Origin of the sequence: Nocardia spongicola (genome assembly GCF_047200775.1) — a bacterium.
Classification (GTDB): Bacteria; Actinomycetota; Actinomycetes; order Mycobacteriales; family Mycobacteriaceae; genus Nocardia.
This window is the reverse complement of sequence record NZ_JBJZOO010000003.1, coordinates 110,929-127,805: the sequence shown is the minus strand read 5'-3', so window position 1 is coordinate 127,805 and position 16,877 is coordinate 110,929. Positions and strand designations below refer to the sequence as shown.

At 65.4% G+C, this 16,877-nt stretch carries 14 protein-coding genes; 3 read left to right on the top strand and 11 right to left on the bottom strand.

Annotation, left to right across the window (positions count from 1 at the left end; all coding sequences use genetic code 11):
- Positions 1-15: 15 nt before the first annotated feature.
- The 4 genes from ACL02S_RS08395 to dapE form a co-directional block, all read right to left on the bottom strand.
- Positions 16-1,785, bottom strand: coding sequence for a long-chain-acyl-CoA synthetase (locus tag ACL02S_RS08395; protein ID WP_412801760.1), 1,770 nt, complete (start codon positions 1,783-1,785; stop codon positions 16-18).
- A 16-nt stretch (positions 1,786-1,801) separates the two neighbouring features.
- Positions 1,802-2,359 (bottom strand): LOG family protein, encoded by a 558-nt coding sequence (locus tag ACL02S_RS08390; RefSeq protein ID WP_412801759.1) that lies wholly within the window; start codon positions 2,357-2,359, stop codon positions 1,802-1,804.
- Positions 2,356-3,168, bottom strand: coding sequence for an LOG family protein (locus ACL02S_RS08385; RefSeq protein ID WP_412801758.1), 813 nt, complete (start codon positions 3,166-3,168; stop codon positions 2,356-2,358). The genes ACL02S_RS08390 and ACL02S_RS08385 overlap by 4 nt, the downstream gene beginning before the upstream one ends.
- A gap of 81 nt (positions 3,169-3,249) precedes the next feature.
- Positions 3,250-4,353 (bottom strand): succinyl-diaminopimelate desuccinylase, encoded by a 1,104-nt coding sequence (gene dapE / locus ACL02S_RS08380; protein WP_412801757.1) that lies wholly within the window; start codon positions 4,351-4,353, stop codon positions 3,250-3,252.
- A gap of 143 nt (positions 4,354-4,496) precedes the next feature.
- On the opposite strand from dapE, the gene dapD reads away from it, so the two are divergent.
- Positions 4,497-5,444, top strand: coding sequence for a 2,3,4,5-tetrahydropyridine-2,6-dicarboxylate N-succinyltransferase (gene dapD, locus ACL02S_RS08375; RefSeq protein ID WP_412801756.1), 948 nt, complete (start codon positions 4,497-4,499; stop codon positions 5,442-5,444).
- Between the two features lie 75 nt (positions 5,445-5,519).
- Here dapD and ACL02S_RS08370 read toward each other — a convergent pair whose 3' ends face one another.
- Positions 5,520-6,938 (bottom strand): acyl-CoA synthetase, encoded by a 1,419-nt coding sequence (locus tag ACL02S_RS08370; protein WP_412801755.1) that lies wholly within the window; start codon positions 6,936-6,938, stop codon positions 5,520-5,522.
- A 139-nt stretch (positions 6,939-7,077) separates the two neighbouring features.
- Between ACL02S_RS08370 and ACL02S_RS08365 the strand changes: the two genes are divergently transcribed.
- On the top strand, positions 7,078-7,929 hold the full coding sequence (locus ACL02S_RS08365) for an oxygenase MpaB family protein (protein ID WP_412801754.1): 852 nt from the start codon (positions 7,078-7,080) through the stop codon (positions 7,927-7,929).
- 20 nt (positions 7,930-7,949) lie between these two features.
- Here the strand turns inward: ACL02S_RS08365 and ACL02S_RS08360 are convergent, their stop codons facing one another.
- Positions 7,950-8,582: a TetR/AcrR family transcriptional regulator gene (locus ACL02S_RS08360; protein ID WP_412801753.1), complete on the bottom strand. Its 633-nt coding sequence runs from the start codon at positions 8,580-8,582 to the stop codon at positions 7,950-7,952.
- 169 nt (positions 8,583-8,751) lie between these two features.
- Here ACL02S_RS08360 and ACL02S_RS08355 point away from each other — a divergent pair, with 169 nt between their 5' ends.
- Positions 8,752-9,636, top strand: coding sequence for an oxygenase MpaB family protein (locus tag ACL02S_RS08355; protein ID WP_412801752.1), 885 nt, complete (start codon positions 8,752-8,754; stop codon positions 9,634-9,636).
- 66 nt (positions 9,637-9,702) lie between these two features.
- Here the strand turns inward: ACL02S_RS08355 and ACL02S_RS08350 are convergent, their stop codons facing one another.
- The 5 genes from ACL02S_RS08350 to ACL02S_RS08330 form a co-directional block, all read right to left on the bottom strand.
- A complete protein-coding gene (locus ACL02S_RS08350) occupies positions 9,703-10,662 on the bottom strand; it encodes a proline dehydrogenase family protein (RefSeq protein ID WP_412801751.1) in 960 nt (319 codons plus the stop codon).
- Positions 10,663-10,693: 31 nt separating this feature from the next.
- Entirely contained in the window at positions 10,694-12,328 is a 1,635-nt protein-coding gene (gene pruA, locus ACL02S_RS08345) for an L-glutamate gamma-semialdehyde dehydrogenase (RefSeq protein WP_412801750.1), read from the bottom strand.
- 139 nt (positions 12,329-12,467) lie between these two features.
- Positions 12,468-13,589: a succinyldiaminopimelate transaminase gene (gene dapC, locus ACL02S_RS08340; protein WP_412801749.1), complete on the bottom strand. Its 1,122-nt coding sequence runs from the start codon at positions 13,587-13,589 to the stop codon at positions 12,468-12,470.
- On the bottom strand, positions 13,586-13,909 hold the full coding sequence (fdxA, locus tag ACL02S_RS08335) for a ferredoxin (RefSeq protein WP_412801748.1): 324 nt from the start codon (positions 13,907-13,909) through the stop codon (positions 13,586-13,588). Before fdxA ends, dapC begins: the two co-directional genes overlap by 4 nt.
- A gap of 142 nt (positions 13,910-14,051) precedes the next feature.
- A complete protein-coding gene (locus ACL02S_RS08330) occupies positions 14,052-16,703 on the bottom strand; it encodes a bifunctional FO biosynthesis protein CofGH (protein WP_412801747.1) in 2,652 nt (883 codons plus the stop codon).
- Positions 16,704-16,877: the final 174 nt, after the last annotated feature.

Genomic DNA, 16,877 nt, shown 5'->3' with positions numbered 1-16,877 from the left:
TCACCGGAACCGGGATCAACCCTTCGGAGCACGGCCTGCCACGACATCGTCCGGGTAGCCCGCATAGGCCGGAACGTACCCTTCGTCACGTCCGGCGAGCACATACAGCGTGCTGTGATCGTCCGGCGCATAGCCCTGTTTGCGCAGTTCGACTTTATGAGGTTTGAACGTAGAGGTCATTTCGTGCTCCCGCACGATGCGGACGAACAGCGGGATGGCGTACCCGGGCAGCTGCTCGTAGACCACCTCCGCCACCGCGGAGGCGGCGAATTCGGCACCGGGACGCAAGGTCACCGCGGCCATACCCGCCTTGCCGTCGGCACCGGGAATCTCCACCCCGTACACCACGGCCTCGGCGATCGACTCCGCTCCGTCCAGCACCGCCTCCACCTCGGTGGCAGACACATTCTCCCCCTTCCAGCGGAACGTATCCCCTAGCCGGTCCACGAATGCGATATGACACAGGCCTTGGTCGCGCACGAGATCGCCGGTGTCGAACCAGGTATCCCCTGGTTCGAAGCCATCGCGCACCAACTTGCCCTCGGTGGCAGCCTTATCGGTGTACCCGTCGAACGGGGAATAGTCGGTCACTTTGCTCAGCAGCAGTCCGACCTGTCCTCGCCCCACCCGATGCAGCCGGCCTTTCTCGTCGCGCAATGCCTTTCCGGTCTCGGTGTCGTACGCTACGACGGCATACGGCAGGAGGGTGAACCCCGCGGTGCGGTCGATCTGGAAGACGTTGGCGAAAGCGATATTCGACTCACTCGCGCCGTAGAACTCTATGATCTGCCCGATACCGAACCTGGCCGAGAACTCATCCCATAACTCGGCGCGCAGTCCGTTGCCGATGGCGAGCCGGACCTTATGGTGCCGATCAGCCGGTCGCGGCGGTTGGTCGATCAGATAACGGCACAGCTCGCCGATATAAGTGAACGCCGTGGCCTGCTCCCGGATGACCTCGTCCCAGAACCTGGACGCGGAGAATTCTCGGCCGAGCGCGAAGGTGGCATCGGCGGCCAGCACCGCGGGCAGCGCGACGGCCAGCGCATTACTGTGGTAGAGCGGCAAGCAACAGTACAACGTGTCTTCGCCGTGCAAGCGAACCGCGAAGTGGCCGAATGCGGCCAAGCTCTTGGCCCAGCGCAGGTGCGTCATCACGCTGGCTTTCGGCAGGCCGGTGGTACCGGAGGTGAAGATCAGGAACGCGTGCTCGCCTGCGGTGATCTCCGAGCACACCGGTGGATCGGTGGCCTCGGCGTGCTCGGCCGCTCGGTCGAGCTCGGTGGCCGAAACAACGTTGTCCGGCGGCTCCGGCAGTGAATCGATCGCCTCGGCGCACTCCGCACCGACCACGGTCAGCACACTGCCGAGCAGATCGATACTGTGGGCGAGAGTCCGGCTGTGCTGGTGATAGTTGAGCATGCCCGCGGTGGCGCCGAGTTTCACCGTGGCCAGCACGACGAACAGCATCTCCGGCCGGTTGGTCATCAGTATGCCGACCACGTCGCCGCGCCGTACACCACGGGCGGCTAATACACTCGCATACCGATTGACCTGGGCATTGGCCTCACCATAGGAGTATGTGGTCCCCTCGAAGCGCAGAAAGGGACGGTCCGGGTGGCGGTGGGCACTGCGCTGGAAGTACAGCCCGACCGATACTCTGTGGTCCGGCTTCAGCAGAATCCCCTGCACGCTGCGCAGCATCCTCGGCAGTTCCGCGACTATGGCAGGCAGCTTGCGGGCGAGGTCGAACAGGCTCACCGTAGTACGAGCGTCAGTGCTCACATCGCCGACCTCCTCGTCAAGGAGTACCTGGCGCCTCCAATGCCGCGAAGGCAGCGGGAAGCTCATGTACTACGGTAATCCGCGATAGTGCCGCCTGGGAGACGAATCTCCGATTACGCAACTCGTCCAGCCAGGAGAACAGTCCACGGAAGAATCCCCCCGGGTCCAATACAACGACAGGCTTGTCATGCTGTCCCAAGTACCCGCCGGTCCAGGTCTCGAAGAACTCCTCGAGAGTGCCGACACCGCCGGGTAGGGTGAGGAATGCGTCGGCACGGTCCTCCATCACCTGCTTGCGCTGCCGCATGGTATCGGTGACCACCAGTTCATCGGCATCGATATCGGCCATCTCCCGATGCACCAGATGTTTCGGGATCACGCCGAGGGTATGCGCGCCACCGGCACGCGCCGCGGTCGCGACCGCGCCCATCATCGAGACGTTACCGCCACCGGACACCAGTCGCCATCCACGCCGGGCGATCTCGGTACCAACCTGGGAAGCCAGCGAGAGATGGTCCGGATTCGTCGTACTCGCCGAACAATAGACACATACGGCGAAGGGCTGCTCGCTCACGACTCGACCCTCCCCATCTCGATCGCGTCCTCGGGGCAGGCCTGCTCCACGGTGGTCCGGATGATCCGTACGACTTCCTCGACGCTGTCGGTCACCTGCAACAAGCCGAGATCCCCTGAGGAGATCTTGCCGGAAGCGTCGAGTGCCTGCCGTAACCAATCGATCAGCCCGGACCAGTACTCGCTGCCGAACAGAACGATCGGAAATCGGGTGATCTTGCGGGTCTGCACCAGGGTCAACGCCTCGAACAGCTCATCGAGTGTGCCGAAACCGCCTGGCAGGCAAACGAATGCCTGGGCGTACTTCACGAACATCGTCTTGCGCACGAAGAAGTAACGGAAGTTGATGCCGAGGTCGACCCATTCGTTGAGATGTTGTTCGAACGGCAGCTCGATGCCGAGGCCGATGGAGTACCCGCCCGCCTCACAGGCACCGCGGTTGACCGCTTCCATAGCACCGGGCCCACCGCCGGTGATCACCGCGAATCCCGCCTCGGCCAGCGCGGCCCCGATCGCAAGACCCGCCTCGTACTCGGGGTGGTCGGTGGGCGTACGCGCGGAACCGAAGACGGTCACCGCCTTCGGTACCTCGGCTAACGCATCGAAGCCCTCGACGAACTCGGCCTGGATACGCAGTACGCGCCAGGGATCGTGGTGCGCCCAGTCCGAATCCTCGCGGCGATCCAACAGATTCCGGTCGGCGCTGCCGATGCGGTCTTTGCGATCACGCCGGAACATGACCGGCCCGCACACCGTAGCTGTCGACTGCTGCGGGACGGCGGACTCTCGGTCCGGGGCATCGGTAGACATATGCCCAACGCTACCGTTCCGCGCTACCCGCCCGTGCCCGGCTGTTTCAGGCCGAATCCCCGGTCGAGACCGGATTCCCGGTCAAGGCCGCATCCCGGTCAAGTAGGTGCGCAACATGGCTGTGACCGCGGTGATCTGGGCTACCGGGACATGTTCGTCGCGCTTATGGGCCAGGTTGGGGTCACCGGGGCCGAAATTGACGGCGGGGATACCGCGGGCGGCGAACCGGGAGACATCGGTCCAGCCGTACTTGGCGCGCACCCCGCCACCCCCGTGGCTGCGCACCGAGTCGATCAGGTTCGCGGCAGCGGGCGCGGTCAGTCCGGGCAGGGCGCCGGGAGCGGAGTCGGTTACCTCGCAGGCGACATCGAGTCCGGCGAAAACCTCCTGTACATGCGCGAGGGCCTGGTCCACGGTGCGGTCAGGGGCGAAACGGAAGTTGACATCCAGCTCGGCGGCATCGGGCACCACATTGCCTGCCACACCTCCGGCGACACGGACCGCGGACAGCCCCTCGCGATAGACGCATCCATCGATATCGACCTCCAGCGCCCGGTAGTCGGCCAGTCGCCGCAGCAGCGGAGCCAACCGGTGAATCGCGTTATCGCCCAACCAGGCCCGTGCCGAATGCGCGCGCACCCCCGCGGTACTCAGCCGAACCCGCAGTGTGCCCTGACAACCTGCCTCGACCCAGCCGCCGGATGGCTCGCCGAGCACCGCGAGATCGCCTGCGAGCCAGTCCGGCAACTCACGCTCGATATGACCGAGACCGTTGAACTCCGCGGCGATCTCCTCACCGTCGTAGAAGATCAGCGTGAGATCGTGCACCGGATCGGCGATGGTCGCGGCCAGATGCAGGAATACCGCGTCACCGGATTTCATGTCCACCGAACCACAGCCGTAGAGCACCCGCTCGCCCGCCGGATTCACGTCGAAACGGCCGGGCACGTTATCCGCGATCGGCACAGTGTCCAGATGTCCGGCCAGGATCACCCGGGTCGGCAGCCCGCGGTGGGTGCGCGCCAGCACCACATTCCCGTGGCGCAGCACCTCGAAACCGGTCGTCTGCTCTCGTAACGCCCGCTCCACCACATCCGCGATGGCTTCCTCGTTCCGCGAGACACTCGGGATGTCGACGAGCGCGGCGGTGAGCGTTACCGGATCGGCATGCAGGTCTATTGTCACGCGCCCAGCCTACGGGCGGGCCGAAGGCGAGGCGGCGGCCCTGTCGCGGATTCTGCGGACCCGCTGCTCGGCGCCGCTCCCTCCAGCGTGCTCCACGGAGCGGTCGCGCAGCGCAGGCATGCGGGTGGGTACCCTCTAATGCCGTGAGTATCCAGGGAGCAACAGCAGTCGGTATCGCCAATGTGACCGCGGACGGGACCGTGCTCGACACGTGGTACCCGAATCCACAGCTGGGCGAGTTCGCCGGAACCGGCACCGAACGGCTCGACGACGCGCCCGCCGAATACGCGGCACTGCTCGGCGTCGACGAGGCGCGCGGGGTCGAGGTGATCGCGGTGCGCACCACGATCGCCGACCTGGCCGCGGCCCCGGTCGACGCACACGATGTCTACCTGCGCCTGCACCTGCTCTCGCACCGCTTGGTCACGCCGCACAGCGTGAGTCTGGAGGGCCAGTTCGGCCTGCTGACCAATGTGGTGTGGACCAACCACGGTCCTGCCGCGGTGGACGGCTTCGAGACCACTCGCGCCAAGCTGCGCGCTCGTGGGCCGGTCACGGTGTACAGCGTCGACAAGTTCCCACGCATGGTCGACTATGTACTGCCCGCAGGCGTCCGCATCGGCGACGCCGACCGGGTCCGCCTCGGCGCGCACTTGGCCTCGGGTACCACGGTCATGCACGAAGGATTCGTGAACTTCAACGCGGGCACCCTAGGGGCGTCCATGGTCGAGGGTCGCATCTCCGCGGGCGTCGTGGTCGGCAACGGCACCGATATCGGCGGCGGCGCGTCCATCATGGGCACATTGTCCGGCGGCGGCACCACAGTGATCTCCCTCGGCGAACGGTGCCTGCTCGGTGCGAACGCCGGACTCGGTATCCCGCTCGGCAATGACTGCGTCGTGGAGGCCGGTCTCTACCTGACCGCGGGCACCAAGGTCACCACGCCGGAAGGCACCCTGGTCAAGGCCGCCGAACTGGCCGGCCGCGACAACCTGCTGTTCCGTCGCAATTCCGCTACCGGCGTTGTGGAGGTGGTCCCGCGCAAAGGTACCGGGATCGAGCTCAACGCCGACCTGCACGCCAACGACTGACCCGGTATCGCCGCGCTGCCCGCGCTTATCCGAAACGCGGTGGCTGCCAGAACCGGGTTCTGGCAGCCACCGCGTTCAGCTGAGCAGCTTCTTCTGCACCTTGCCCATGGCGTTGCGCGGCAGCGCGTCGACCATCCTGATCTCACGGGGACGTTTGTGCACCGAGAGCTGTTCGGCCACATGATCGATCAGTTCGCGCTCGGTGACAGCGGCGCGCAGCACGACGAATGCGGTGATGCGCTGACCGAGATCGTCATCGGGTAGCCCGACCACCGCGACCTCGGCGACTGCCGGGTGGCCGAGTAATACCGTCTCCACCTCGCCTGCACCGACCCGGTACCCGCCGGACTTGATCAAATCCACCGATTCCCGGCCGACAATGCGATGAAAACCCTCCGGGTCGATGACGGCGACATCACCGGTCCGGAGCCAGCCGTCATCGGTCCAGATCGCCGCGGTCGCCTCAGGGCGGTTCAGGTAGCCGTCGAAGAAGATCGGGCCACGGACTTGGAGTCCGCCGATGCTTTCGCCATCGTGCGGTACCGGAGCACCGGACTCGTCCCTGAGTCGGGTATGCACCCCGCGCACCGGAGTACCGACCCAGCCCGGCCTACGCTCACCATCCGCCCTGGTAGACAGCGTGATCAGGGTTTCGCTCATGCCGTAGCGTTCGACCGGTGCGTGCCCGGTCAGCTCGCGCAGCCGCTCGAATACCGGCACCGGAAGCGGCGCGCTGCCGGAGACCAGCAGCCGGGCACCGGCCAATCGCTCGGCCGTGCCCGGATCGTCCGCCACCCGCGACCACACCGTCGGCACCCCGAAATACAGCGAACCCTGCGCCTCGGCGTAGGCCTTCGGTGTCGGTTTGCCGGTGTGGATCAGCGGACTGCCCACCCGCAGCGCGCCGAGTACACCGAGAATGAGCCCGTGCACATGGAATAGCGGAAGACCTTGCACCAGAACATCATTCGCAGTCCATGACCACGCGTCGATCAGTGCGTCCAATCCCGCCGCGATCGCGCCCCGACTGAGTACCACCCCCTTGGGCGGACCGGTGGTTCCCGAGGTGTACATCACGAAAGCCGTTGTGCCTGGATCCGGTTCCGGATAGGTATGCCACGATCTGGCATGTCGCCGTACCGGCACCCTCGGCAGCGACGAACCTTCCGCGGCCTTCCCCAGCCATACCTGCGCACCCGAGTCGCTGAGGATATGCGCCAGTTCCGCGGTTCCCGAGTCCGGTGGCACCGGTACCACCGGCACGCCCGCGATCAAGCAGCCCACCACCGCGAGCACTGTGTCCACAGTCGGCTCGGCCAGCACCGCCACCCGCTCCGCACCGGCGATGCGTTCGGCTACCGAGGTGGCCGCACCGAGCAGATCACTGCGCGAGAGAGTGGTCCCGGCGATGGTGACCGCGTCCGGGATATCTGCGCCACCGGCGACGGCGAGCGGGTTCAGGGAACTGAGCAGCAGCGGTGAACCGAACGACATTCGACCACGCTACTGCGCCGAGTCCGGGGTACAGCGTCCGGCCGGATGCTCGACGTATACATGGCGCATCGGCTAGTTGACACCTCAGTGATTCAGTGAGACATTTATTGAGTAATCTTCTCAGGCTGTGAGGTCGATGATGCCCAAGCCCTCTCGCGCGACACACCAGCTCGAATCACCGGATTCCTTCGATGTCGGCCGATATCTGGACGGTATCGTCGGCCTCCTCGGCGGCACCGCGAATGTCATCATGCAATTGAGCACCCCACCGGTCGGATACGGCGTCGTGGAGAGCAGGGTCGACAGCGGGAATGTCATGCTGCATCCGGTCAAACGATTACGCACGACCGTGACCTACCTGTCCGTGGCCCTGCTCGGCACCGATGCCGAGCGCACCGCCTACCGCGAAGCGGTCGACGTCTCCCATCGCCAGGTCCGCTCCACCGGGTCGAGCCCGGTGCGGTACAACGCCTTCGATCCCGCACTGCAGTTATGGGTCGCGGCCTGCCTGTATTGGGGCGCTCAGGACCTGCACGAGCGGATGCACGGCCCGGTGGACGAGGCGACCGCCGACGCCTTCTATCGGTTCAGCGCCAGGATGGGAACCACACTCCAGATGCCGGAAGCGATGTGGCCCACCGACCGGAACGCCTTCGCGGAGTACTGGACGACCCATCTCGCGAACACGAGCATCGATCCGACCGTACGCACCTATTTCGATGACCTCATCGACCTGCGCATGCTGCCGCGACCGGCCCGATGGACCTTCGGCCGCGTACACCGTTTCTTCGTCACCGGATTACTGCCGCAGCACCTCCGCGACGAAATGGGCATGACCTGGACCGCACGCGACGAACGCGCACTCGACCTCATCCTGCGCACACTCGGCGCCACGACGTCCAAGCTCCCATCGCCGGTCCGCGCCTTCCCGCTCAACGCCTATCTGCTGGATCTGCGGATCCGGCGCAGGCTGGGCCTGCCCTTGGTCTGACCCGATCCGCCCAACCAGATCTACGGCACCCGGAAAGACACCACCACATGGTCGCGCGCGAACTTCCTTATCGCCGCGTCATCGCCGAGCGGGATCACCGTCTGCGGGGTCAACGCCAGCGACAACGCGGTACGAGCGATCATCTCGGCCAACGGCTCCGGATCATAGGGGGGCAGCTTGCCTTCTTGTTGCAGCCGCGTGATGAACTCGGCGAGGTAATCCCGGCCGAGTTCGATGACCGGGGCGCCCTCGATGGTCAGATAGGGCAGTACGAGTTCCGGCTCGGTGGCCAGCAGCCGGTGGATCAGCTGATTACTCCGGAGTCCGGTGATGAACGCGGCGAACAGTTCCACGATCTGCTCCTCGGCACTCACGTCCCGATCGGTCTGCCGCTGCAACGCGGCGTCGACTTCATCGACGAATTCCCGCGCCTGCCGCAGTCCGACGGCCTTGATCAGATCGGATTTACCCGCGAAGCGCCGGTAGAGCGTCGCCAGCGACAATCTGGAGCGCCGCGCGACCTCCGCCATGCTGGTGCGCTTGATGCCGAAGTCCAGGAATGCCAAGAGCGCCGCGTCCAGTACCCGAGTCTGATTGCGGTCTTCCGGCGCCGCTCCGCGAACGAGCGGCAACAGCCTGGTCAGCGTGGCCATATCTCCACCTATCCGCGTCGACGAAACGATGAGTGTCCCAGCATCGCATACCGTCATACCCGCACTCCCCGGCGATTGACAAGCAGTAGAGTCAATGAAACATTGAGTCTATATTCTTCTCAAGAACCCATCCGCTGGGTGGAGCAGACACTGAAAGATGAGGTCGACGATGACCGCGGTACCGAGCACGAACCAGACCCCGACACCGGAAACCACCGCAGTGCCGAGCACGACCCTGGTCCTGACACCGGAAACCGTCGACGAATATGTGGACGGAATCGCCGCCTTTCTCGGCGGCACCGCCAACGTCATCATGCAGCTGAGCCTGCGCCCGGTCGGTCGCGGTGTCCTGGAGAGCACAGTCGACAGCGGAAAGGTCACCCTGCACCCGGCCAAGCGGATGCGGACCACGCTGACCTATATCGCCGTCGCGCTGCTCGGCACCGATGCCGAACGCGCCGCCTACCGCGCGGCCGTCAACACATCGCACCGTCCGGTGCGTTCCACCGCATCGAGCCCGGTCCGGTACAACGCTTTCGACCCGAAACTGCAACTGTGGGTCGCGGCCTGCGTGTACTGGGGCATCGATGACCTCTACACCCGGATGCACGGTCCGATGGACGAGGCGACCGCCGATGCCTTCTATCACTACGCCGCGCGCTTCGGCACCACCCTGCAGATGCGGCCGGAGCTATGGCCGGCGAATCGTGCGGAGTTCCACCGGTACTGGAACGAGAACCTCGAGCAGCACACCATCGAGCCCGCACTGCGTGAATACTTCGACAATCTGATCGATATGACGATGCTGCCGTGGCCGGTGCGGTTCACCTTCGCCGAACTGCATCGCTTCTGTGTCACCGCCCTACTGCCCGAACATCTGCGCAATGAAATGGGTATGTCCTGGACCGACCGCGATCAGCGGCGATTCGATCGATTCCTCCGGGTGCTCACGGCGGTGCACACCCGCCTGCCCAAGCCCTTACGGATGTTCCCGACGAATGCCTATCTCTTCGACCTGCGCCTGCGGATCCGGCTGGGTAAACCACTGGTTTGACATCCTCCTCGGCCTGAAGGGCGGCGCACTGGCCCGGACCCGATAGCAGTGATCGGGAAGGGGTGATCAGGAGTTACTCGCCACAGCCCGCAGAAAGAACGTGAGGTTGGCAGGCCGTTCGGCAAGCCGCCGGGTCAGGTAGCCGTACCACTGGCTGCCATAGGGCACATAGACTCGCACGGCGTTATCGGCTCGCGCCAGCCGCATCTGCTCACCGTCGCGGATCCCGTACAGCATCTGATACTCGAAGTCGCCGCTGGCCCGTCCAGTTCCGGCGACCAATCGCTCGGCGGCGGCGAGCACCTCGGGATCGTGGGAGGCCACCATCGGATAGCCGCTACCGCGCATCAGGATCTCCAGACAGCGCAAATAGGATGCGGTGACTTCACTCGCACGGCGGAACGCCACATCATGCGGCTCTCGATAGGCGCCCTTACACAACCGAATCCGCGATCCGGCGCCCGCGAACGCACGGCAGTCCGCCTCGGTGCGCCGCAGATAGGCCTGCAGCACCGCACCGAGCCAGGGGAATTCGGCGCGCAGCGCGCGCACCGTGGCCAAGGTGGCATCGGTGGTCGTGTGATCTTCGGCGTCGACGGTCACCCACACAGCACACCGCGCGGCCTCGGCACACAGCAGGTGCAGATTCTCGGTCGCGACGGCGGGCCCGTCCACGGGTAACGTCAGCCCCAACGCCGACAGTTTCACCGAGACCTCCACCGGCTGGGCCGTCGTACCTGGCAGCATGGGCCGTTCCAGTGCGGCGAGCTCCCGGATCAGGGCACAGTATTCGTCGAGTGTGTCGCGCGCTTGCTCGCGGTCGGTGGTGTACTCGCCGAGGAAGTCCACACTGACCATCCGGCCACCTGCCGATAACGCGGCGGCAACGGCGAGCAACTCCTCGCGCGTCTCGCCGGCCACGAAACGCCGCACGATCTGCGCGGTCACCGGGAATCCGGTGAGCAACCGCTTCATTCGCGGTGAGGAGGAAGCCGCCAGAATCGCCGGTCGCAGCGGATTCACCATGCCCGCTCCGAGGAGACTGTCGCGCCGGACATCACAATCCCATATGTGGGTAGCGATGTTCCCCTGAGGGAAGGAAGGTTTCCTTGATCGTGCGCGGCGCGATCCAGCGCAACAGGTTCAGCGGAGAACCCGCTTTATCGTCGGTGCCGGAGGCGCGGGCGCCACCGAACGGTTGCTGCCCGACCACCGCGCCGGTGGGTTTGTCGTTGATGTAGAAGTTACCCGCCGCGAAGCGCAATACCGCACCTGCTTGTTCGATGGCGTGCCTGTCCTGTGCGAATACCGCGCCGGTCAGCGCGTACGGCGCCGCTGAATCGACTTCGGCGAGAATCTCTCGATAGGCGCAGGGATCGGCGTCGTCGTAGACATATACCGAAAGAATCGGCCCGAAGTACTCGGTGGCGAACGATTCATCGTGCGGATCATCCGCCAGCAGCACGGTCGGCCGGACGAACCAGCCTTCGCTGTCATCGCAGCTCCCACCGACCGGAATATCGATGCCCGCGTCCCTGGCCCGCTGGATGGCCGCCACATTCTTGTCGAAAGCGCGCCGATCGATTACCGCGCCACCGAAATTCGATAGATCGGCTACATCCCCATAGCTCAGTTCGGCGGCGATATCGAGGAACTGCTCGCCCATCACACGCCACACCGATCGTGCGATGTAAGCACGCGAGGCCGCCGAGCATTTCTGGCCTTGATATTCGTAGGCACCACGGATCAGGGCAGTGCACAGCGCCGCGGGATCGGCCGAGGAGTGCGCGACGATGAAATCCTTTCCCCCGGTCTCCCCGACCAGACGTGGATAACCGTGATAACGGCTGATATTCGCACCGACCTGCTGCCAGAGATAATGGAACGTCTTTGTGGAACCGGTGAAATGGATACCTGCCAGCCGGGGATCGGGCAGCGCCACCTCCGACAGCTGCTTGCCGTCGCCGGTGACCATATTGATCACGCCGGGAGGCAGGCCAGCCGCCTCCAGCAAGCGCATCGTGTAGAGCGCCGCCAATGTCTGGGTCGGCGAAGGCTTCCACACCACCGTATTGCCCATCAGCGCGGGCGCGGTCGGCAGGTTTCCGGCGATCGCGGTGAAATTGAACGGAGTGATGGCATAGACGAAACCCTCGAGCGGACGATGGTCCATGCGGTTCCATACCCCGGCGCCGGAGCGTGGCTGCTGCTCCAGGATGCCGCGGGCGAAGGCGACATTGAACCGCCAGAAGTCGACCAGTTCGCATGGCGCGTCGATCTCGGCCTGCTGGACTGATTTCGACTGCCCCAGCATGGTGGCCGCGGCAAGCGTTTCGCGCCACGGCCCGGCCAGCAGATCGGCCGCGCGGAGCAGTACCGCGGCGCGTTCCTCGAAGGGCAGCGCCCGCCAACCGGGCGCGGCCGCCATCGCGGCGTCGATAGCGGCGTCGGCTTCCGAGTGGGTGGTGTCGGTATAGGTCCCCAGCACCTGGCGATGCCGATGCGGGGCGACGATATCGTGCCGTTCGCCGGTCCCCGGCCGGTGTTTGCCACCGATCACCAGCGGAACATCCACGGCTTCGGCGGACAACTCGGCGAGCTTGCCCAGCAGCAACTCCCGTTCGGGACTGCCAGGTGCGTAGGAGTGCACCGGCTCATTACTCGGCTCAGGGACAACCGTGACAGCGTCCATACCTCAGGCTAGCTCCCCCGGCCCGGTACCGGGGGTTGTCGACACACCGGCACACCGCACCGGATCAACAGGTTCGGCAAGCCCACACGGAGGCGTCACCCGGAATCGCGCACTTCCCGACCGGCCAGGACGCCGACGCTCAGCCCGCGGTCAGCCGTTCGGCCGCCGCGGCGATGCGCTCATCGGTCGCGGTCAGCGCGATCCGCACATGCTCACGCACACCGGGACCGTAGAAGTCGCCGGGGGCCGCGAGGATACCGCGCTCGGCCAGCCAGTCCAGCGTGTCCCGGCACGCAGTGCCGCGCGTTGCCCACAGATACAGACCCGCCTGCGAGTCATCAATCCGAAAACCAGCTTCCAGCAGTGCCTTCCGTAACACTTCGCGGCGTTTCCGGTACCGCTCGCGCTGCTGCGCCTCATGGGCGTCATCGCTGAGCGCGGCCGTCATCGCGGCCTGGACCGGGAACGGCACGATCATGCCCGCGTGCCTGCGCACCGTGAGCAGCTCCGCGACCAGAGCCGGATCACCCGCAATGAACCCGGCGCGATAACTGGCGAGGTTCGAGGTCTTGGACAACGAGTGCACCACGAGCAGGTTGGTGTGGTCGCCCGCGCACACCTCGGGGTCGAGCAGGGACGGTGCGCGGCCCGCCCAGGCCAGTCCGAGATAACACTCGTCGGCGGCGACGATCGTGCCACGCTCACGCGCGAATGCGACCACCTTGCGTAGATGCTCGACACCGAGCACCCGACCGGTCGGATTGGACGGCGAGTTCACATAGATCAACGCGGGCGTCTGCGGCCCGAGCCGGGTCAGCCCGTCGGCGCGGAGTACCCGCGCACCCGCCAGCAGCGCACCGACCTCGTAGGTGGGGTAGGCGATCTCGGGGATGACCACCATATCGCCCGAACCGAGGCCGAGCAGCCGGGGCAATCCGGCGATCAGCTCCTTGGTGCCGACCACGGGCAATACCGCCGCCGGATCGAGACCGGTGATCCCATAGCGCCGCTTCAGCGCCTCGACCGCGGCCGCGCGGAGCTCGGGGGTGCCATGCGTGGTCGGGTAGCCCGGCACCTCGGCGACCGAGCTCAGTGCCGTCCGGATCATCGGATCCACCGGATCGACCGGGGTGCCGACGGATAGGTCGACGATGCCGTCCGGATGAGCGGCCGCTTTCGCCTTCGCCGAAGCGATGGTGTCCCAGGGAAATTCGGGCAGCAGTGCACTGACCCGGCCACGCGGCGGCACCTCTGGCCTCACTCGCTCGCCATCGGGGGCAGTTCCTTGATGAACGGTGGGTCGTAGTCGACCTTGCCGACCTTCGTGGCACCGCCGGGTGAACCGAGATCGTCGAAGAAGTCGACGTTGGCGTTTATATATCCGCTCCACTGATCCGGGGTGTCGTCTTCATAGAAGATCGCCTCCACCGGGCACACCGGCTCACATGCACCACAGTCCACGCACTCGTCCGGATGGATGTACAGCATGCGACCGCCCTCGTAGATGCAGTCCACGGGGCATTCCTCGATGCATGCCTTGTCCTTCACGTCAACGCACGGTTCAGCGATGATGTACGGCACTGCCGCTCTCCTAGTCTGTCCTTGCCTGCGGGATAGTCCGCCCGGCAAACCCTATCCCGGCACCACACGTTACTACTGGTCAGCCTGTCCTAACATCTGGTGCCACGAACTTCACGACACCGCCGGGAAACGGTGATCGGTATCACTGCACCGGCACCGACAACAGCGGCATCCTGCGCTTCGGCGTGCCATAGGTCGTGGTTCGCTCCCGAGCGGGCCTTCCGATACCCTCGGCGATCTCGACCAGCTCGGCAACGGTTTTCGCCGAGCCGTGCTGCGAGCCTGCCATTCGGGAGATGGTCTCCTCCATCAAGGTGCCGCCGAGGTCATTGGCGCCGCTCGACAGCATCACCCTGGTTCCGATGGTCCCGAGCTTGACCCAGCTGGTCTGGATATTGGGGATCCGGCCGTGCAACATGATCCTGGCCAGTGCGTGGGCGGCACGATTATCCCGATTGGTCGGTCCTGGCCGCGCGGCGCCCGCGAGATACAGCGGCGCGCTCTGATGCACGAACGGCAGGAGCACGAACTCGGTGAACCCACCGGTTTCGTCCTGGATGCCACGCAGTACCCGTAGGTGCCCGACCCAGTGTTCCGGATTGTCCACGTGGCCGTACATCATGGTCGAGCTGGACCTGATATCCACTTGGTGCGCTGTGGTGATTACCTCGATCCACGCCGAGGCGGGCAGCTTGCCCTTGGTGAGTACCCAGCGCACTTCGTCGTCCAGGATCTCGGCGGCCGTTCCCGGAATGGTGTCCAGTCCGGCCTCTTTCAGCGCCACCAGCCAGTCACGGATGCTCTGCCCGCCACGCGAAGCGCCGTTCACAATTTCCATCGGGCTGAACGCGTGCACATGCATGGACGGCACCCGACTTTTGACCGCGCGGACCAGGTCCGCGTACCCGCTGACCGGCAGGTCGGGATCGATACCACCCTGCATGCACACTTCGGTGGCGCCGTCCACATGCGCCTCCCATGCCCGATCGGCGACCTCGTCCATGCTCAGTGTGAACGCGTCCGCATCGCCCTTACGCTGCGCGAAGGCGCAGAACCGGCAACCCGTATAGCAGATATTGGTGAAGTTGATATTCCGGTTCACCACGTAGGTGACATCGTCACCGACCGCATCGCGGCGCAGCTGATCGGCCAGCGCGGCGACCGCGTCGAGTTCGGCACCGTCCGCGGTGGCCAGTGCGAGATACTCGGCGTCGCTGAGCCCGGCCGGATCACGTTCGGCGGCGCGCAGCGCGGCGAGTACATCGGCGTCCAACCGTTGCGGCGGCGCCGCCGCGAGATCCCGAGCCTGTTCGCGGATGGTGTCCCAATCCCCGAAAGCACCGACCATCGAGGTGTCCGGTCCGCGGCCATCGCGGGGCCCTTCGTGGTCACGCCCGCTACCGCCACCGAACGCGGCATCACTGCGGTGGTCGGTATTGCGGCCCTCGGTATCGATGGCGGTATCGAGATCCACCCGCCCGGACGATTCCCAGGATTCGTCCGGTTCCTGCCAGGGCAGGCCGATCGGTAGCGCATCCGGGTTCGCCAGGCCGGTGGCCGGATCGGTGAGGGCGGCGACATGCGCACCGATCCGCGGATCCACCCACGGATTGCCCGCGCGTACATACTTAGGATGCGCGGAGGTCCGCTCGACCAGCTGATAGCCCGCCGCCTCGGTGATTTCGCGCAGAGTGTCCAGGTTCGGCCATGGCCGCTCCGGGTTCACATGGTCGGGCGTGACCGGGGAAACGCCGCCCCAGTCATCGATACCCGCATCGATCAGCGCGCGGCATTCGGCATGTGACACCAGGTTCGGCGGTGCCTGTACCGGAACATCGGGGCCGAGCACGATACGGGTGACCGCGATGGTGGCGAGGAATTCCTCGATAGCCGCATCGGGCACATCCCGCATCGCGGTGTCGTCCTTGGCCAGGAAATTCTGCACAATGACTTCCTGGATGTGTCCGAAAGCCTTGTGCTGCTTGCGAATAGCCATGATCGATTCGGCCCGCTCCGCCATGGTCTCACCGATGCCGACCAGGATGCCGGTGGTGTATGGCACCGAAAGGCGGCCCGCGTCCGTGATGGCCCGCAGGCGCACCGCGGGATCCTTGTCCGGGCTGCCGTAATGACAGTTGCCCTTCTCGGTGTAGAGCCGGGTCGCCGTGGTCTCCAGCATCATGCCCATCGACTGCGCCACCGGCTTGAGCCGGGCGATCTCCGCCCACGACATCACGCCGGGGTTCAAATGTGGCAGCAGACCGGTCTCTTCCAGCACCATGATCGATACGGCGCGCAGATAGTCCAGCGTGGAATCGTAGCCGCGCTCGTCCAGCCAGCGCGCGGCTTCCGGCCAGCGGTCCTCCGGGCGATCCCCCAGGGTGAACAGCGCCTCCTTGCAGCCGAGCGCGGCGCCGCGACGAGCGATATCGAGTACCTCATCGGGTTCGAGGAACATCCCCTTGCCCTCGGCACGCAATTTGCCCGGAACAGTGACGAATGTGCAGTAGTGACATTTGTCTCGACACAGGCGCGTCAGCGGGATGAAGACATTCTTGGAATAGCTGAGCGTCTTCGGACGGCCCGCAGAGGCCAGCCCGGCATCACGTATCCGCGCGGCACTGCGACACAACTCGACAAGGTCCGGCCCCGTCGCGTGCAACAGCACTGCGGCCTCGTCCACATTCAATGTGACACCATCACGGGCCCGGCGCAGCGCCCGGCGCATGGCCGACGGTGCGGGCGGGGTGGACGGAACGCTCGGGTTCGGTAGGTCGTTCACGCCCTCGATCATGCGCTACCCATCCGGAACTGTCTCCCTCCAGTGTTCGAAAACAAGGCCAAGCGTACGAGCCGCCTACGTGGCTCTGTTCGCCGAGGAGCCCGCTGGGTATGGGCACCACTGCGCGGTGACAACTACGCGATGAGCACAGCTATTCCAGAGCCGGATGCTCGATAGCGACAGCAA

Excerpts from the sequence above, each read along its gene's own strand:
- ACL02S_RS08385 (WP_412801758.1), bottom strand. The coding sequence starts at position 3,168 with ATGTCTACCGATGCCCCGGACCGAGAGTCCGCCGTCCCGCAGCAGTCG.
- ACL02S_RS08370 (WP_412801755.1), bottom strand. The coding sequence starts at position 6,938 with ATGTCGTTCGGTTCACCGCTGCTGCTCAGTTCCCTGAACCCGCTCGCC.
- ACL02S_RS08365 (WP_412801754.1), top strand. The coding sequence starts at position 7,078 with ATGCCCAAGCCCTCTCGCGCGACACACCAGCTCGAATCACCGGATTCC.
- ACL02S_RS08360 (WP_412801753.1), bottom strand. The coding sequence starts at position 8,582 with ATGGCCACGCTGACCAGGCTGTTGCCGCTCGTTCGCGGAGCGGCGCCG.
- ACL02S_RS08355 (WP_412801752.1), top strand. The coding sequence starts at position 8,752 with ATGACCGCGGTACCGAGCACGAACCAGACCCCGACACCGGAAACCACC.
- ACL02S_RS08350 (WP_412801751.1), bottom strand. The coding sequence starts at position 10,662 with ATGGTGAATCCGCTGCGACCGGCGATTCTGGCGGCTTCCTCCTCACCG.
- pruA (WP_412801750.1), bottom strand. The coding sequence starts at position 12,328 with ATGGACGCTGTCACGGTTGTCCCTGAGCCGAGTAATGAGCCGGTGCAC.
- ACL02S_RS08330 (WP_412801747.1), bottom strand. The coding sequence starts at position 16,703 with ATGATCGAGGGCGTGAACGACCTACCGAACCCGAGCGTTCCGTCCACC.